This window comes from Exiguobacterium sp. RIT341 (genome assembly GCF_000632205.1).
Classification (GTDB): domain Bacteria; phylum Bacillota; class Bacilli; order Exiguobacteriales; family Exiguobacteriaceae; genus Exiguobacterium_A.
This window is the reverse complement of sequence record NZ_JFYW01000001.1, coordinates 643,949-661,356: the sequence shown is the minus strand read 5'-3', so window position 1 is coordinate 661,356 and position 17,408 is coordinate 643,949. Positions and strand designations below refer to the sequence as shown.

13 protein-coding genes are annotated in these 17,408 nt (G+C 46.5%); 2 read left to right on the top strand and 11 right to left on the bottom strand.

The window, feature by feature from the left end; translation table 11 throughout:
• Positions 1-175 precede the first annotated feature (175 nt).
• From BW42_RS03285 to gltB, 11 genes are all read right to left on the bottom strand, one after another.
• Positions 176-538, bottom strand: coding sequence for a DUF779 domain-containing protein (locus tag BW42_RS03285; protein WP_023468555.1), 363 nt, complete (start codon positions 536-538; stop codon positions 176-178).
• Positions 539-560: 22 nt separating this feature from the next.
• Positions 561-2,081, bottom strand: a complete 1,521-nt coding sequence (gene adh, locus BW42_RS03280; protein WP_035407393.1) for an aldehyde dehydrogenase — start codon at positions 2,079-2,081, stop codon at positions 561-563.
• Positions 2,082-2,278: 197 nt separating this feature from the next.
• The gene (locus tag BW42_RS03275) at positions 2,279-2,803 is read right to left on the bottom strand and encodes a TraR/DksA C4-type zinc finger protein (protein WP_035407390.1); all 525 of its coding nucleotides are present in this window, start codon (positions 2,801-2,803) and stop codon (positions 2,279-2,281) included.
• A 68-nt stretch (positions 2,804-2,871) separates the two neighbouring features.
• Entirely contained in the window at positions 2,872-3,669 is a 798-nt protein-coding gene (locus BW42_RS03270; protein ID WP_035407387.1) for a hypothetical protein, read from the bottom strand.
• Between the two features lie 246 nt (positions 3,670-3,915).
• Positions 3,916-5,058, bottom strand: a complete 1,143-nt coding sequence (locus BW42_RS03265) for a mannitol-1-phosphate 5-dehydrogenase (protein WP_035407384.1) — start codon at positions 5,056-5,058, stop codon at positions 3,916-3,918.
• Positions 5,059-5,060: 2 nt separating this feature from the next.
• Positions 5,061-5,498 carry a PTS sugar transporter subunit IIA gene (locus BW42_RS03260; protein WP_231496845.1) on the bottom strand — a complete coding sequence of 146 codons (438 nt, stop codon included), beginning with the start codon at positions 5,496-5,498 and terminating at the stop codon, positions 5,061-5,063.
• Positions 5,499-5,532: 34 nt separating this feature from the next.
• Positions 5,533-6,963: a PTS mannitol transporter subunit IICB gene (locus BW42_RS03255; protein ID WP_035407382.1), complete on the bottom strand. Its 1,431-nt coding sequence runs from the start codon at positions 6,961-6,963 to the stop codon at positions 5,533-5,535.
• A 194-nt stretch (positions 6,964-7,157) separates the two neighbouring features.
• A complete protein-coding gene (locus tag BW42_RS03250; protein WP_035407379.1) occupies positions 7,158-9,170 on the bottom strand; it encodes a BglG family transcription antiterminator in 2,013 nt (670 codons plus the stop codon).
• Positions 9,163-9,456, bottom strand: coding sequence for a hypothetical protein (locus BW42_RS03245; RefSeq protein WP_035407375.1), 294 nt, complete (start codon positions 9,454-9,456; stop codon positions 9,163-9,165). Before BW42_RS03245 ends, BW42_RS03250 begins: the two co-directional genes overlap by 8 nt.
• A gap of 159 nt (positions 9,457-9,615) precedes the next feature.
• On the bottom strand, positions 9,616-11,082 hold the full coding sequence (locus BW42_RS03240; protein WP_035407374.1) for a glutamate synthase subunit beta: 1,467 nt from the start codon (positions 11,080-11,082) through the stop codon (positions 9,616-9,618).
• Positions 11,079-15,551: a glutamate synthase large subunit gene (gene gltB, locus BW42_RS03235; protein ID WP_035407371.1), complete on the bottom strand. Its 4,473-nt coding sequence runs from the start codon at positions 15,549-15,551 to the stop codon at positions 11,079-11,081. The genes BW42_RS03240 and gltB overlap by 4 nt, the downstream gene beginning before the upstream one ends.
• Before the next feature lie 294 nt (positions 15,552-15,845).
• On the opposite strand from gltB, the gene BW42_RS03230 reads away from it, so the two are divergent.
• Both BW42_RS03230 and BW42_RS03225 read left to right on the top strand, forming a co-directional pair.
• Entirely contained in the window at positions 15,846-16,688 is an 843-nt protein-coding gene (locus tag BW42_RS03230; RefSeq protein WP_035407369.1) for a transporter substrate-binding domain-containing protein, read from the top strand.
• Positions 16,688-17,368, top strand: coding sequence for an amino acid ABC transporter permease (locus tag BW42_RS03225; RefSeq protein WP_035407367.1), 681 nt, complete (start codon positions 16,688-16,690; stop codon positions 17,366-17,368). Before BW42_RS03230 ends, BW42_RS03225 begins: the two co-directional genes overlap by 1 nt.
• Positions 17,369-17,408: the final 40 nt, after the last annotated feature.

Sequence of the window (17,408 nt, the reverse complement as noted above, 5' to 3'; positions counted from 1 at the left end):
TAATGTCATAGTGTGAAAAAATCTTCTCGTCAAAATATGAGTTCATTATACCGTTCTTATGCCGCATTACCAACTTTTATCCTGTTAGAACGCTGTAATACGAACAAAAACACGATTCTGTACAAGCAACCTGAATGAACAAGTCGCCTAGACAAAATCGCGTTTATATCCTTCATTAACTTGATGCTGATAGTTCAGCGTATTCCTCTTGCGTGAACGCACGGGAGCGTGTCAAAAAACGTTTCCCTTCGACACCCTCAAGAGAGAACATTCCGCCTCGACCATCCACGACATCAATGATGAGTTGGGTATGTTTCCAGTACTCATATTGATCTTCATGAATATAAAACGGGCAACCACCGATCTCTCCTAGTTTTTTATCCTGATCTCCCAGGAATAAATCGCCCTGCGCAAAACACATCGGGGAACTGCCATCGCAACAACCACCAGATTGATGAAACATCAACGGACCGTGTTTTTCTCTCAACTGGTCGATCAACTCAAGACAAGCTGCTGTCGCCTGAACACGTTCCACCATTTGCATCCACGTCCTTTCCGACTTAGAAGAAACCGAGTTTATTCGGGTTATAGCTAACAAGTAGGTTTTTCGTCCGTTGGTAATGGTTGAGCATCATCTTATGGTTCTCGCGTCCGATCCCTGACATTTTGTAACCACCAAACGCCGCGTGAGCTGGATATTGGTGATAACAGTTCGTCCAGACGCGCCCTGCTTCGATCGCACGACCAAACCGATAAGCACGGTTCATGTCACGTGTCCAGACGCCGGCACCAAGACCATATAACGTATCATTCGCAATTTCGAGTGCTTCTTCTTCAGTCTTGAATGTCGTGACCGATAGAACCGGTCCGAAAATTTCTTCCTGGAAGATGCGCATCTTATTGTGTCCTTTAAAGATCGTTGGTTGAATGTAATATCCTTCTGCGAGATTTCCTTCGAGCATGTTGCGCTCTCCACCGATTAGACACTCTGCGCCTTCCGACTTACCGATTTCAAGATACGAAAGGATTTTCTCCATCTGTTCGTTCGAAGCTTGAGCACCCATCATGACGTCGGCATCAAGAGGATTTCCGATTTTGATGGCTTTGACGCGCTCTAAAACACGTTCCATGAACGGTTCGTAAATCGATTCTTGAATCAAGGCACGCGACGGACACGTACAGACTTCCCCTTGGTTCAACGCAAACATCAATAATCCTTCGATTGCTTTATCAAAGAATGCATCGTCTGCCTGCATGATATCTTCAAAGAAAATGTTCGGTGATTTCCCACCGAGTTCAAGTGTGACCGGGATCAAGTTCTGCGAAGCATACTGCATGATCAAACGTCCTGTCGTCGTCTCACCCGTAAAGGCGATTTTGGCGATTCGTTTGCTTGAGGCGAGCGGTTTCCCTGCCTCAAGACCGAATCCATTGACGATGTTGAGCACACCTGGTGGAAGTAAATCTTCGATGATCTCAACGAGTACCATGATGCTCGCTGGTGTTTGTTCTGCTGGTTTTAAGACAACACAGTTTCCTGCTGCGAGAGCTGGTGCTAATTTCCAGACAGCCATCAGGAGCGGGAAGTTCCACGGAATGATTTGACCGACGACGCCAAGTGGCTCATGGAAGTGATACGCAACCGTATCTTGATCGAGTTCGCCGACCGAACCTTCTTGTGCACGAATGACCCCAGCGAAATAACGGAAGTGGTCGATCGCGAGCGGTAAATCGGCGTTAAGTGTCTCACGAACGGCTTTTCCGTTCTCAAGTGTTTCCACATAAGCGAGCATCTCGAGATTTTCTTCCATTCGATTGGCGATCTTATTTAAAATATTCGAACGTTCGGTTACAGATGTTTTTCCCCATGCTTCTTTTGCCGCATGTGCTGCGTCAAGAGCGAGTTCGATATCTTCCTTTGTAGAACGAGCGACTTGGCACAACACCTTACCAGTAACAGGTGTCACATTATCAAAATATTCTCCCCCGACTGGTGCCGTCCATTTTCCATTAATGTAGTTTTCATACCGTTCCTTGTACTGTACTTTTGACCCTTGCTTGTTCGGAATGTCATAAATCATGCGTTATTTCCTCCCTCAACTAAAATGGTCAAGCAGTGAGACGGATGCTTGTATGCGCTTACATTTTAATATAGGCTAAAAACAGTCCTCTCGATACCATCGTACCAAAATTATATGAAAAGTCAAAAAATTCTGGTAAATACCTGTGATATTTTTTCGAAAAAAAACATCTCCATTTTCGGGAGATGTTTTGCTGGTCAAGACCGTGTCGGATCGATTCCATCTTCTTGATCAGACGGTGTATCAGAACTACCAAAGTCACTCACTTTCGAGAATCCGTCCGTATCACCGTCGATGTCTTTCCCGCGAGCTGTGACAGATGGATCTAGTACATCTTCTTCGCTTGGTCGCGAATTCGGATCGTTCTCGTTTTGTTCTGCTTCTTCTTTTGCATGCTCAATGCATAATAGGGTTTCTGGAATGATATCAAGACGTTCGATTTCAATCTCTTTTCCACAGACTTCGCAAATGCCATACGTTCCGTCCTCGATCGCTTTTAAGGCGCGATCCACATCTGATAGCATATCCTCTTGCATATCCGTGATTGCTTGATCACGTTCCCGTAAGAACAATTCATCGCCGGAATCGGCAGGATGATTATCGTAACTCGACAATTCACCTTCATCGTAATCGGTATCGCGTTGTTCGATGTTTGATGTCGTCTTTTCTTTTTCCTTCAATAACCGTTGCTTAAATTCTTCCGTCTGTTGTTTAGATAACATAATTGTTCGACTCCCCTTCGTTAGAAACTCTGTTAAGAATGTAGCCTATTCGAAGAAGAATTAAACCATCACGAACACTTATAAGACCGAATTGATCCATGAAGATCACAGATAACCGTCATACATTCATTCCCATCGTTAAAACAAATCTGATGTGATCGTCCATTCTTGGATGTCGTGATGTCATCAATCCACAGTTGCGAAGCATCTGCTGAAGACAGCATCGCGATTTTGTCGCGAATCATGAATAAATCAAACGGTAACAGATTCAAGGATTGAATCGTCAAACCATGTTTACGGAAGAGTGGATCAAGCTGATATTGCGAGAGACTGTACAAACACTTCTCGGCTCCACCAATCAACAACTGAATCGAATGGGAGGGTTCATGACTATCGATTCGCTCCTTATGCAGGATAATTCGTCCTCGAACACCAGACTCATTGAAAATTCGTTGCGTATCCTCTTGTGAAAGGCGTGGTCCACCTTCCTTAACCTTTAAGACGATGTGAGCGAATTCCGCGAAATCCGGTTTTCCGATTTCAAGCGCTGGGATATGACGAACTTCTTCACGTTCAATGATTTCAATCAAGTCACGCTCGACTTGGATGCTGACCGTATCTGTTGAAAAGACACGGACGTCGATCACGAATTGATCAAGTACCGCATTTACTTCGATCGTATACGTTAAATCCAGGTTTTTTTCTTGCTCAACCAACAATCGATTCAAGATGAGTTGATGCAATAAATGGACTGGTGTACGTGAAGAAAACTGACTCGAATAAATCAAATGCTTCGGTCCGGTTCCTTTTGTTGCTTTTGGTCGTGCTCCGTTTAATCTATATACATTCACTTTATAATTTAACATATGATCACCTTCTCTTACCTGAAAAATCGGAATAGAGATGTTCCGTTCATATAGCGTACAATGTATTTTAATCGCTAAATATTCGTTTTCGAATATTCCAAATTTAATATACAAATTGTAATCAAATTGTGATAGTAAGATTTTTAGAAACTGCTTTTTTCGTTGATACCAAGACATATTTAAATCGCAAACTAAAAACACCCTCCACAGATATGAAAGGTGTTCGGCTTACAGAGTTATTCAATCTTAAGCAATCGAATTGACTTGTTGTTGCATCGCTTCATAATGTTCAACGATTCGAGATCCAAGTGGATCCGTTGCTGACAGTTGTAGATATGCGTTCAGCGCATCTTCGATTCCATGTTTCGTAATATATGCATTTAATTCTGAAGATTCTGAATCATTTGGATCGAAATAGGTTAGGGCTGCTGCGATCCCACGTGCTAATCCATCTGCTTCGATCCCACGCTCCATCAATTCCTTCGCTGGTTTGACAAGTCGGTCACTTGGACTCAATTTACGAATCGGCGAACGGGCGACACGAATGATTTCATCATGAATTCGCGGGTTTTCAAAGCGTTTCATATTCTTTTGGATGTACGCACTATGATCGACCGGATTAAAGCCGTACTTTTCAAGCAACAACCACCCTGTTTCGTAAAGTGCCGTCTGGACACCCCGACGGATGCGTGGATCCGTTAAACTTTCAGCGATCGTCTCTTTATGAAATAGTGCTCCGAGGTATGAAGCAATCGCATGTCCCGTGTTGACAGTGAACAGCTTCCGCTCGATGAACGGTTCGATGTTCTCGACATAGGTGACGCCGTCGATCCGTGGATAGGCTTCCGGTAGTCCAGTCGTTTCGATCACCCATTCGAAGAATTCTTCCACTTCGACGTACAACGGATCTTCGTGATGCTGAAGTGGAACGATCCGATCAACTGCTGCATTCGGGAAATACCAATTCTCCGCTACCGGTTGATGTTTCGCCACCTCTGTTTGTAAGTGTTTTGACCCACCAATCATGTTTTCACACGCAATGACGTAGACAGGTGTCTGTTGATCCCGATGACGTAACCCTTCCGCGATCAAAGGAGCTACTTTAGACAACAAGCTCGGTCCGACAGCTGTCGTGATTACATCTGCTTCACGAATCGCTGCAATGACCTGATCTGGTTCAGATAAACTGTTAAGTGCCGTCACGCCGTCGACCCGTTCACGCCCTCCTCTTTCAGAGGCATAACCCACCTCATAGGTATGTCGTGTTTTTAATGCATCGACGACCGTCGTATTGACATCTACGAAGCATACTTCGTAACCCGTCTTGACGAGTTGTAAACCGATGAATCCTCGTCCGATGTTACCGGCACCAAAATGGATGGCTTTCATGGTTACACCTCCGCTGTCAATAACGCGATGATTTCTTCTTTTGATGTCGCTGCTACGATGCGCTCGACGTTCTCCTCATCGGAGCAAATGACTGCGATATTTGATAACAACTCGAGGTGTTCATCACCGACGCCAGCGATGCCGATAACGAGTCGTGCTTGTTCCGTTCCGAACGCTACGCCTTGCGGTACTTGTAGAATCGATAGCCCCGTTTTCTTGACCTGTGATTTAGCCGACTCTGTTCCGTGTGGAATCGCGACATGGTTGCCAATGTAGACCGTTGATAAGGCATGACGTTCCTGCATTGAATCGATATACCCCGCTTCGACATATCCGTGATCGACGAGGAGTTGACCGGCAGCCTTGATGGCTGCCGTCTCGTCTGCGAATTGTTGATCAAGTAATACAAGTTCCGGTGAAAGGTTCATTGTCGTTGTCATGTTTATTCCTCCTTGAGTGTCTCTATCTTTATCTTTAAGAAATCTTATTTCTTGCTGTTTCGATCTCGTGGACGAGTTGATCATAATATCCGGCATTTAAGAAATTATCGACTGATCGGTGTTCTGCCGTTGGTACCTGTTCCTTCGCCCGCTCCGTCAAATCACGATGCGTGATGATCAGTTCGGCGTTTTGCGGCAATTGACTGATCGACGTATTCGTTACCTTGATCGGTAAGCCCGCTTTATTGATCTTATTGCGAAGGACGGATGCTCCCATCGCACTCGATCCCATACCAGCGTCACAAGCGAAGATGATATGTTCGACTTCCGCAAGTGGTTTGGCATCAGCTGAAACGAGTGTCGAGGCAATCGATTGTTTTCCTTTCATCGCACTGACGTTCGCGCTCGCCTCTTCAAGCGACGTTTCTTTTGCCTTGCTAGTTTTTAGCAGGACAGTCGAGACAACAAATGTCACAGATGCTGAAACAAGTACACCTGCAATCAATCCGACGTAAGAACCGCGTGATGCCATTGCGAGGACCGCGATGATACTACCTGGTGAAGCGGGTGCGACTAATCCGACATCAAACAGGACGAAAGTGAGGATACCACTCATGCCACCTGCAATCATCGCAAGCAACAAGACTGGCTTCATCAAGACGTATGGGAAATAGATTTCGTGAATTCCACCGATGAATTGGATAAATGCTGCACCGGGTGCTGTCTTCTTCGCTGCACCAGAACCGAAGAACGAGTAAGCAAGTAACAATCCAAGACCTGGACCTGGGTTGGCTTCGAGTAAGAACAGAACTGATTTACCCGCCTCGTTTACTTGGTCGAGACCAAGCGGGCTTAAAATACCGTGGTTGATCGCATTATTTAAGAACAAGATTTTTGCCGGTTCGATGAACAAACTCGCTAATGGTAGCAAATGTGCGCTGACGATCGCACCAACTGCTGCGGCCATGATGTCGTCAAGACCTGTCATGAGTGGTCCGAATACTTTGAATCCACCGAGCATCAACAAACCACCGATGATTCCGACTGAGAAGTTATTGACGAGCATCTCGAGACCTGGTTTGACTTTTCCTTCAATCAACTGATCGAACTTTTTGATGACGTATCCACCAAGTGGTCCCATGATCATGGCACCGAGGAACATCGGAATCTCTGTTCCGACGATAACCCCCATCGTCGCAAGCGTCCCGACAACGCCTCCCCTGACGTCATGCATTAATTTCCCGCCCGTGTATCCAATCAGCAACGGTAAGAGATAGGTGATTGTCGGACCGACAAGTTCACCGAGTTCCTTATTCGGTGCCCATCCAGTCGGGATGAAGAGTGCCGTGATGATCCCCCAAGCGATGAATGCACCGATGTTCGGCATGACCATACCGCTTAAAAAGCTACCGAACCGTTGAACTTGTACACGGATACCCCGTGCTCCATTTTGAGCTGTCGCCATTGCGTTAGCCTCCATTTCGTGTATGAGTTGATAAGATGATTGCTTTGCTATGCCCTTATTGTAAGATCATTGCAAGCGCTTACTCAATCTTTCCTAGTTCAGTCTTTGTCCAAGAAGTTGGACAGACTGGAAAGAAGCCTGCCTGATCCAAGAAAAAATCCCTGCCACTTCAAGGATCAAGTGACAGGGGTTTTTCAAGTATTGCCTAGGAATTGATCAATTACCGTTCGAAACGTTCGATTTAAAAGCAGACGAATTGCATGTTCCTCTCCGAACTCAAATTGATCCATTTGTTCGGGACTTTCAATGATTGCGGCACTAATCGAACTGAGTAATTCAAGCAGTTCGTTCGAGGTCTCTTCCGGTGCGACAAGGACAAGAAGCCTTTCGACGGATTGCAACTGTTGATCCATCCCGAGTAAGTCGATTGGTTCAGGCAATTCAAAAATGAGAAATCCTCCTCTTTGAATTGTCGCATCACGTCCGTGGAATAAAGCAAGCCGTGTTCCTGGAATACCAAGACCCGACATCTCATGACGACGCAACAATTGCGCCGAGAGTGAAACAGCTGATTTTGCTAATCCTTGATCGACCATTCGTGTGCTGATCTCAAACAATAACGATTCAATTCCATCGTCCACACGCTCCAACCGTTCCATTTGAAATCCGTTCGACACTTGAATCGACGATGCAACGAGCCTATGCAATTGCTCGAGATCGAGCCATTCTGTTTTCGTCTGCCGTGGTTCCGGTTGGAAGGATTTTGGTAAGGCAAGAATCAATTTTCGGATCCGTTCGACTTCATCCTGAGGGAGCAACGGGTTGACAAGAAGATGTGGTGGGCGGATGTCAGGCAACGGCACGGTCGATAAAACGAAGTCATACGATTCAATCGGTAACCGTTCAATGCCAAACAGCGACGAGTTATCGATATGTTCGAGTTCAGCAAATTCTTGCCGTAACCGATTCATCAATAGCTTTGAAGAGCCAAGTCCAGCAGAGCAGACGACTAAAACGCGATATGGTAGTTTAGGTGTCGGTTTGCTGAGAACAGCACCGAAATGCATGACCCAAAATGCTAAATCCACGTCTTCAAATGTCGCATCTGTGAAGATCGACAGCGCTGCTTGTTTGACCGCATCGAACAGACGTGGATACTCCCGTTCAATTTGTTTGATGACATAGGACGGATTGACGCTATTTTGACGCGTATAGGATTGAATATGCGAAACGAGCCCCCGCTCCAAAGCATAATCTTTCGTAAAGTTCGTTCCATATAATAAAGAGACGTGTTCAATCAATCGTTTCACACGGAGGCGTGTGACGAGTTCTTCCGTATCTCCTGCGTCCGATTGAAAAAACGCGCGCAACTCTTCTGATAACCATTGACGTTCGGCAATCGACAATGTGTCAGGTAATCGCTCTTCGACGCGTTCCACCCATTTGAGAATTTCGACTGGGTACGCTTTTAACTCGTAACGCATCGGAAACTGATCTTTGCGCAACGCTTGTAAAGCTAAGCTGAGTGTGGCACGCATGATTTGTCGGTCATTGAGACGTCCTTCTTTCGTCAACGGTGCAATGACTGCATACGCTTGATTGATCATCTCAAGCCATGATGTTCGGTTCATTTGTAACAGATGGGGTAACTGATCGACATCTCCTTGCAACAACCGATAGAAAGCAAGAACATCCCATTGTGTAAAGATCAATGAGATCAATAAGCGTCGTTTGTTGATCTCTTCGCCGATGACTTCGGCACCAATGCCTTTTTTGCGCTTGATTTCAAGGTCATATTGCATAAACCACTCATCAATCCGCTCTAAATCCTGGCTGATCGTACTCGGTGCCACGTACATCGCATGGGCGATCGCCTGTAATTTGACCATCCCGTCTTCTTGCAGTAGCCGATACGCTAACTCGACTTGGCGATCCTCAGCAGTCGGTAATTGTTTGTGTGATAACAATAATTGGTCCCGTAGTACGTGTTTGGCTTCATCCGTTCCCTCAATCAACAGACCTCTACCGCGGACATATGTCAAACGTAACTCATGGTCTTCTAAAGACTGGGCAAGACGATCCCGTTCACGCTGAATCGTTCGTTCCGATGTCTCGAGCGTTTCCGCGATTTCTTGTATTTGAACAGGTTCCTCACGTGATAAGAGGAAAAATAAAATATCGTGTTCCCGTGGTGTGAATTCAGTCATGTAGCCTCACTCTTTTCCGCCAAGATTCGAGGATGACGTCATATGCAGTCGGATCCAGAATCCGATCGACTGGATGAACAGAACAATACGCTTTCCAGACGTGTCGATGGATAAGTTGTGCTTCTCCGACGATAAAAGATGCCTGATCAGGAAGATCTACGATTCGACATGTCTTGACGTCTGTCGTAATCCCACATTCAAGTAAGCGTTTTCTAAAAATCGTAGCCCCTATGACACTACTTGCCATTCCACTCTCGCATACGAAATAGATGATTTCTGGATTCATCCGTCATTCCTCCCCTTCATTTTATAAGAATATCAGAAATAGTTTAGGGGTTTTACCTTGAAACAAAATCAATAGTTATTTTTGAACTGGCAGATTTCCTTGCCAAACACAAAAAAAGCCTGGATTTCTGAAGATGCCAGAAAATCCAGACTGCGTGATTTAGCCAGTTTGTTGCATTGTTCTTAAATATTGATCGACGGCTTCCGCCACTTCACGACCTTCTCGAATTGCCCAGACAATGAGCGATTGACCACGTCGTGCGTCACCTGCGGCAAATACACCTGAACGGTTCGTCGCATAACGAATCGTCTTGATTTTTCCGCGTTCCGATGCAACCGCTAAATGCTCGAGTATACGCTCTTCCACACCGCTGAATCCGATAGCGATCCAGACTTGATCGACCGGGAAGTAACGATCGCTCCCTTCGATTTCCTCAAAGATCACCGCACCCGATTCATTTTTTGTTTTTGTCGTCTGAATCGTCCAGACACCGGTGACTTGACCCGATTCACTTGTCGTGAATCGCTTGATGGCGATCAAGTATTCACGGGGATCTCGACCGAATTGTTGGAATGCTTCCGCATATCCATAATCGATCGAATAAAGCAAAGGTGTATCCGGCCACATGTTTCCTGTTGCACGTGTCGTACCTGGTTGTTCATGCTTGCCGAATTGGACGACGGAGCGGCAGCGTTGACGGAGCGCCGTCGCTACACAGTCCGCTCCTGTATCGCCGCCACCAATGACAAGAATATCCTTATCTCTCGCATCGTGATCAGGAGACAACGGTTCTTTCGAGAGCACGTGGCGTGTCACTCCAGTCAGATAATCCATCGCATAACCGACTCCTTGCGTTGGTGCTTCTGTCAATTTTCGTGGTTCCGTCGCACCGACACACAAGATTACAGCATCATACTCTGCTTCAAGTGTCTCGAGCGTGATATCTGCGCCGATCGTAACATTCGTCCGAAAGTGGATTCCTTCTGCTTCAAGCAAATCAACACGACGCTGTACGACCTCTTTATCGAGTTTCATCGCTGGTATACCGTATGTCAAAAGCCCGCCGACGCGGTCCTCTCGTTCAAAGACGGTGACCTGGTGCCCTGCTTGATTCAGCTGATCAGCAGCTGCAAGACCGGCAGGACCAGATCCGACGATGGCAATAGAATGCGACGAACGTATCATTGGAATTCGAGGCACGACCCATCCTTTTTCAAACCCGATATCAATGATCGATCGTTCAATATCCTTGATTGCAACTGCAGGTTCATGAATTGATAACGTACACGATCCTTCGCACGGCGCTGGGCAGACGCGACCCGTGAATTCAGGAAAATTGTTCGTCTCAAGCAGTCGATCGAGGGCCTCTTGAAAACGTCCTTCTTCTACGAGTAAATTCCATTCTGGAATTAAGTTATAGACTGGACAACCGATCTTCACTTGATCAAATACTTCCCCTACATGGCAAAACGGGGTGCCACAATCCATACATCGACTTGCTTGTTGACTCGCTTCCGCTTCCGTCAAAGCCGTCTTGTATTCACTAAAATCCCCCACCCGTTCGCTTGGGTGTCGTTCCGCTCCGCTTGAACGAGCAACTGTCATGAATTGATCGCGTCGTTTCATCGTACTCCTCCTGTTCTTCGACCAAGATGTGTCTCGAATGCGAGTAACATCGCTTCTTCAGTGTTATGTCCTTGTTTTGCGAAATCAGCCATCAATGTTGTCACTTTCTCGTACGTCGATGGAATGACGCGGATGAATGAATGGATGACATGATCCCAGTTCGCTAGAATCGCATCGCCCTGCTCACTTCCGGTCCGTTCGACGTGCCGCTCGATGAACGTCTTCAGTCGCGTGATCTCTTCGGCATGCGTGACGGGTCCGGTCGAGACGAGTTCGCGGTTGACACGTTGTAAAAATTGTTCGGGATTACGCGGTAAGACATAAGCGACACCGCCTGACATACCGGCTGCAAAGTTTTTTCCGATATCGCCAAGGACAACGACAGATCCACCGGTCATATACTCGAGTCCATGGTTGCCGATTCCTTCGACGACGGCAACGGCTCCACTGTTTCGAACCGCAAATCGCTCACCTGCCTGACCGTTCACATAGAGTTCTCCACTCGTCGCCCCGTAAAGTGCGACGTTACCGATGATCGACTGATCGGACGAGACGAACGAAATCGAACGTGGTGGATGAACGGCGATGATACCGCCGGACAACCCTTTCCCTACATAATCATTCGCTTCTCCCGTGACATCAAGCGTCATCCCACGTGGGAGATACGCACCTAAACTTTGCCCGGCAGATCCCTGCAGTTCAAGTTTCAATCGATCCGTCGGAAGACCAAGTGCCCCAAATCGTCTGGTCAGCATCGCACCAGTCTGCGTGCCAATCGCACGGTCTGTATTTTGAATCGTTAAACGTAGTGTCTGTGGTTGACTGAAATCTGCCGACTCTAAATACGGTGCGACTTCACGGGCGTCAAAGGAACGCTCGACGTGATGCTGTTGTTGTTCAGCCGGACCGTGTGACACATGAACGAGGAGACGAGAGAAATCAAGACTTTTTGCCTTCCAATGCGTTCGTTGTCGTTCCGATGGTTCGAGTAAATCCGTACGCCCTACGAGATCTTGCAACCGTCTCACACCGAGCTTTGCTAAATGTTCTCGTACTTCCTCAGCGATAAATGTCATGAAATGGACGACATCATCGGCAGATCCGGTAAATTTCTTGCGGAGCTCTGGATCCTGTGTCGCGACACCAACAGGACACGTATCGAGATGACACGCACGCATCATGATACAGCCGACAGCGATAAGTGGTGCTGTCGCAAACCCATATTCATTCGCTCCGAGCATTGCTGCGAGGATGACATCACGACCGGTCAATAGCTTTCCGTCCGTCTCGAGAACGACACGCTCGCGTAACCCGTTTAATGTCAACGTTTGATGTGTTTCAGCAAGACCAAGTTCCCATGGCAGTCCGGCATGTTGAATACTCGTCTTAGGTGAGGCGCCCGTTCCGCCGTCATGACCACTGATGACGATAACATCTGCTAACCCCTTCGCAACGCCAGCAGCAATCGTTCCAACGCCTCCTTTGGCGACGAGTTTGACGCTAATCCGGGCTTGATCATTCGCACGTTTTAAGTCATGAATCAACTGGGCCAAATCTTCAATTGAATAGATATCATGGTGTGGAGGTGGTGAGATCAATCCAACACCCGGTGTCGATGCACGCACCCGTGCGATCCACGGATAGACTTTTTCACCAGGCAATTGACCACCTTCTCCGGGCTTCGCACCTTGTGCCACCTTGATTTGTAATTCATCGGCATGTACCAGATAATGACTCGTCACTCCAAAACGACCAGAGGCGATTTGTTTGATTCGGCTCATCCGGAAGTCACCATTTTCATCCCGTTCGTATCGTTCCTCCTCTTCACCGCCTTCACCACTATTACTCTTTCCGCCTAAGCGGTTCATCGCAATCGCAAGCGTCTCGTGCGCTTCTTTTGATAACGAGCCGTATGACATCGCACCTGTTTTAAAGTATTTGACGATTTCGCTGACAGGCTCAACTTCTTCGATCGGGATTGCGGTCGTCTCCTTGAACGTCAACAGATGTCGTAGCACCGTTGCTGGTTCCTCCTGAATGCGTTGAGCGTACTTTTGATAGAGCCGGTAATCATTCGTACGGCATGCGTGTTGCAACAAATGAATCGTCGCTGGATTAAACGCATGATGTTCTCCTGCTTGACGGTACCGGAAGACACTGCCGGACTCTAAATGAATCCGTTCATCTGCAACCTGTTGTGCTCGTCGGACTTCTTCTTCCATCAGCTCAAGCGTCATCCCACTCAATTGAGAGACCGTGCCAGTGAAATGCTGTTCGATGACAGAGCGATCGATTCCGACTGCTTCAAAGATTTGAGCACCCCGATAACTGAAGATCGTCGAAATGCCCATCTTCGACATGACTTTGACGACGCCTTCCGTGACTGCTTTTTGATAACGTTTGGCTACATCCGTAAAACGATCCCCTACTGCTTCTTCAAGCGTCGCATATGCAAGGTACGGATAAATCGCATCCGCACCATACCCGATCAACGTGGCGACATGATGGACTTCACGAATTTCTCCACCTTCAACGATCAAGCTGAGATTTGTACGTAATCCCTTACGGATCAGCGCATGATGAATCGCACTCGTTACTAAGAGGATTGGCATCGGTAATGTTCCAGGGCGAACGAGACGATCCGATAACGTCAATAATTCATACCCGTTTTGTGCAGCGGTCACAGCCTCATCAACGATCATGTCAAGCGCTTCTTCAAGCGAATCGGTGAACGTCGTTGAGATCGTTTTCTGCTTAAGTCCACATTGTTTAAGCACATGGGCTTCGTCTGGTCGCAGGATCGGCGTCTCTAAGCGAACACGACGACAGTTCGCACGGTTCGGCGTCAGCAGCTCCCCTTGTCGACCAAGCCATGTTAGCGTCGAGGTGACGATCTCTTCGCGTAACGCATCGATCGGTGGATTCGTGACTTGTGCGAATAGCTGTTTGAAATAACGGAACAAGGATTGAGGACGTTCACTTAAGACCGCTAGCGGTATGTCCGTTCCCATCGCGCCTAACGGATCCTTTTGTTCTTCGACGAGTGGAATCAAGTATTGATCGATATCTTCACGCGTGTATCCAAAATGCCGTTGTTTCGTTCCAAGTTCAATGAGTGTTTCCTTGAAGTCGTTACTTGAGAGGGAAACGACTTCTTGAGCGAGCCACTCCGCGTAAGGGTGACGTGTCGCTAACTCCCGCTTGATCTCTTCATCTGCGATTAACTGACCGGACGCAAAATCGAGTAAAAGGAGTTCACCCGGTGCTAATCTTTTTTTGTACAAAATGTCTTGTTCACGAAGAGGGAGTACTCCTGCTTCTGACGACAACATGAAGTGACCATCGCGTAACAATACATATCGCGCCGGGCGTAAACCGTTTCGGTCAAGCGTCGCACCAATCTGTTTTCCGTTCGTGAAGACGATGGCAGACGGACCATCCCACGGTTCCATCATGCTACTGTGATACTCATAGTACGCGCGCTTCGCCGGTCTGATTTCGGCATGTTCGAATGGTTCCGGCACGAGCATCAGTGCTGTCTCAGCGAGAGAAAGACCTGACAGATGAAGAAACTCAAACGCATTATCAAGCATTGATGAGTCGCTACCTGTCTCATCCAATATCGGTAACACTTCCTCTGCCCGATTACCGTACGTCGTCTCAGCAAGTCGACGTTCTCGACCGCGCATTGCCCGAATGTTTCCTTGCAACGTATTGATTTCGCCATTGTGAATCAAATAACGGTTTGGATGGGCACGTTTCCAACTTGGGAACGTGTTCGTACTAAAACGTGAATGTACAATACCAAAGCCTGACTGATAGCGTTCGTCTCGTAAATCATCAAAGTACGCACGTAGTTGATCCGTCGTCACGAGTCCTTTATACACGATTGTTTCACTCGAGCTACTCAAGACGTATTGCTCAAGACCGAGTTGCTCCGATTCACGTTCAAACGCTCGTCGAATCAAAAAAAGTGTTCGTTCAAATGTCAATCCTTCCATCGCCTGTGCACCAATGAAGCATTGACGAATGACTGGCTCCGTACGACGTGCACCTGATCCAAGCACTTCGGACCGAACAGGTACGGTCCGCCACCCTAATACGTTTTGCCCTTCTGTCAAAATGATTGACTCTAACGTTCGTTCGAGTCGCATCCGTTCCCGTTCCTCACGTGGCAAGAACATCATGAAAACGCCATAATCCCCTTTTTTAGGAAAGGAAATGTGCCGAACCGTTTCACGAAACAACCGATCTGGTAATTGCGTTAAAATACCCGCCCCGTCTCCAGTCTTCGCATCACTCCCTTGTCCACCACGGTGTTCCATTTGACAAAGCATGGCCAATGCATGTTCAACGATTTCATGACTCGCTCGTCCTGTTTGATGTGCGTAAACCCCGATCCCACACGCATCATGTTCCATACGAGGGTCGTATAAGCCCTGCTGTTCAGGGTATTTATGAAATGTCATAGTAGCACTCTCCTTGCCTTCTTAATTTTCTGTATATTCAGTTAAGTTACACTTTACACCCTTTTATGTTTATTCGCTACTATGCATAATCACCATCTTGTCCACCCTCAGGAGGTAGAATTACCATATATCAACATTGATAACGCTTACATATACTTGGATATTCATTCAATATTTTTTTTAATTAAATCCAACACTTTATGCGCGTATTGTTTTGCCCGAACATGTGATTCCGTGGTATTTTTAAGTAGGAACAGCGTTACTGATTACGGAAATAAAGAGAGGAATAATACGATGAAAAAAACAATGCAATGGACGGGACTCTTGATTGCAGGAAGCTCGATTCTATTAAGCGCATGCGGTCAACAAGACGAGAAAGCAACCGCATACGATAAAATCCAAAAAGAAGGCACAATCGTCGTCGCAACAGCAGGTACACTTTACCCGACGTCCTATCATGATGAAAAAAGTAATAAATTGACGGGGTTTGACGTTGAAGTCGTCAAAGAAGTAGCCAAACGGCTTGATTTGAAAGTAAAGTTCAAAGAGATGTCTTTCGACGGTATGTTGACAAGCGTTAATACAGGTCAGGTTGACCTTGCGGCTAACGACATTACGATCACCGATGACCGTAAAGAAAAATTCGCTTTCTCAAAACCATATAAATATACGTATGGTACGGCAATCGTCCGTAAAAGTGATTTGTCAGGCATCAAGTCTCTAGAAGATCTAAAAGGAAAAAAAGCTGCCGGAGAAGCAACAACGACATATATGCAGATTGCTAAAAAATACGGTGCAAAAGAAGTCACTTACGATAATGCGACGAACGATCAATATCTACGTGATGTCTCAAATGGTCGCACAGACGTCATCTTGAATGATTATTACTTGCAAACACTGGCTGTCGATTTCTTCAAAGACTTCGATATCACGATTCATCCGGACATCGCCTATAACCCGAGCCAAGTCGGTTTAATCATGGATTTAGACAATAAAGAACTTCAATCCAACATTAACGAACAACTCGATAAAATGAAGGAAGACGGTACATTAAAAGACATTTCGAAGCAATTTTATGCCGGAAAGAATGTTTCCCAAATGCCTGACGTCAAAACGACGATTGTCGATGTGAACTAATGATGTCATCGATTGATTGGCGGTCCGTCTTCAATCCTGAATTGGCGGTTGATTCGTTTCCATATATTTTAAGTGGACTTGGACAAACATTATGGATTTCTTTGCTCAGCATGGCGATTGGTCTTGGAATTGGGTTAATTCTTGCGCTTTGTCGTCTCTCTCATTTTCGAGTATTGCGTATTGGAGCGAGCGCCTACATCTCATTTATGCGTGGTGTACCCATCCTTGTGCTATTGTTCATGTTGTATTTCGGGCTGCCAGTCATCAATATTCAACTGAACGCGTTGACTGCTGCGATTACTGGTTTTAGTTTAAATAGTGCGGCATACATGGCAGAAATCATTCGTTCTTCCTTACTCTCGATTGATCGTGGGCAGGAAGAGGCGGCAGCGTCCCTCGGTTTATCTAGGTATCGGACGTTTGTTGGCATCATTTTGCCGCAAGCGATTCGAATTGCCATCCCACCGCTTTCGAACGTCTTGCTAGATCTTGTTAAAGCTTCGTCGCTTGCTGCCATGATTACTGTCCCTGAAATTTTTCAAAAGGCAAAAATCGTTGGTGGGCGTGAATTCGACTATATGACCGTCTATTTTGTCGTTGCGTTCATTTACTGGGGTATATGTTCATGTATCGCAGTCATCCAAGAGATTCTCGAGCGTCGTTTTGCCCGGTATCTCTGATTTATTATCTCCTATATGGTAATACAAACAGGCGATGGAC

Excerpts from the sequence above, each read along its gene's own strand:
- BW42_RS03285 (WP_023468555.1), bottom strand. The coding sequence starts at position 538 with ATGGTGGAACGTGTTCAGGCGACAGCAGCTTGTCTTGAGTTGATCGAC.
- adh (WP_035407393.1), bottom strand. The coding sequence starts at position 2,081 with ATGATTTATGACATTCCGAACAAGCAAGGGTCAAAAGTACAGTACAAG.
- BW42_RS03275 (WP_035407390.1), bottom strand. The coding sequence starts at position 2,803 with ATGTTATCTAAACAACAGACGGAAGAATTTAAGCAACGGTTATTGAAG.
- BW42_RS03270 (WP_035407387.1), bottom strand. The coding sequence starts at position 3,669 with ATGTTAAATTATAAAGTGAATGTATATAGATTAAACGGAGCACGACCA.
- BW42_RS03265 (WP_035407384.1), bottom strand. The coding sequence starts at position 5,058 with ATGAAAGCCATCCATTTTGGTGCCGGTAACATCGGACGAGGATTCATC.
- BW42_RS03260 (WP_231496845.1), bottom strand. The coding sequence starts at position 5,498 with ATGACAACGACAATGAACCTTTCACCGGAACTTGTATTACTTGATCAA.
- BW42_RS03255 (WP_035407382.1), bottom strand. The coding sequence starts at position 6,963 with ATGGCGACAGCTCAAAATGGAGCACGGGGTATCCGTGTACAAGTTCAA.
- BW42_RS03250 (WP_035407379.1), bottom strand. The coding sequence starts at position 9,170 with ATGACTGAATTCACACCACGGGAACACGATATTTTATTTTTCCTCTTA.
- BW42_RS03245 (WP_035407375.1), bottom strand. The coding sequence starts at position 9,456 with ATGAATCCAGAAATCATCTATTTCGTATGCGAGAGTGGAATGGCAAGT.
- BW42_RS03240 (WP_035407374.1), bottom strand. The coding sequence starts at position 11,082 with ATGAAACGACGCGATCAATTCATGACAGTTGCTCGTTCAAGCGGAGCG.
- gltB (WP_035407371.1), bottom strand. The coding sequence starts at position 15,551 with ATGACATTTCATAAATACCCTGAACAGCAGGGCTTATACGACCCTCGT.
- BW42_RS03230 (WP_035407369.1), top strand. The coding sequence starts at position 15,846 with ATGAAAAAAACAATGCAATGGACGGGACTCTTGATTGCAGGAAGCTCG.
- BW42_RS03225 (WP_035407367.1), top strand. The coding sequence starts at position 16,688 with ATGATGTCATCGATTGATTGGCGGTCCGTCTTCAATCCTGAATTGGCG.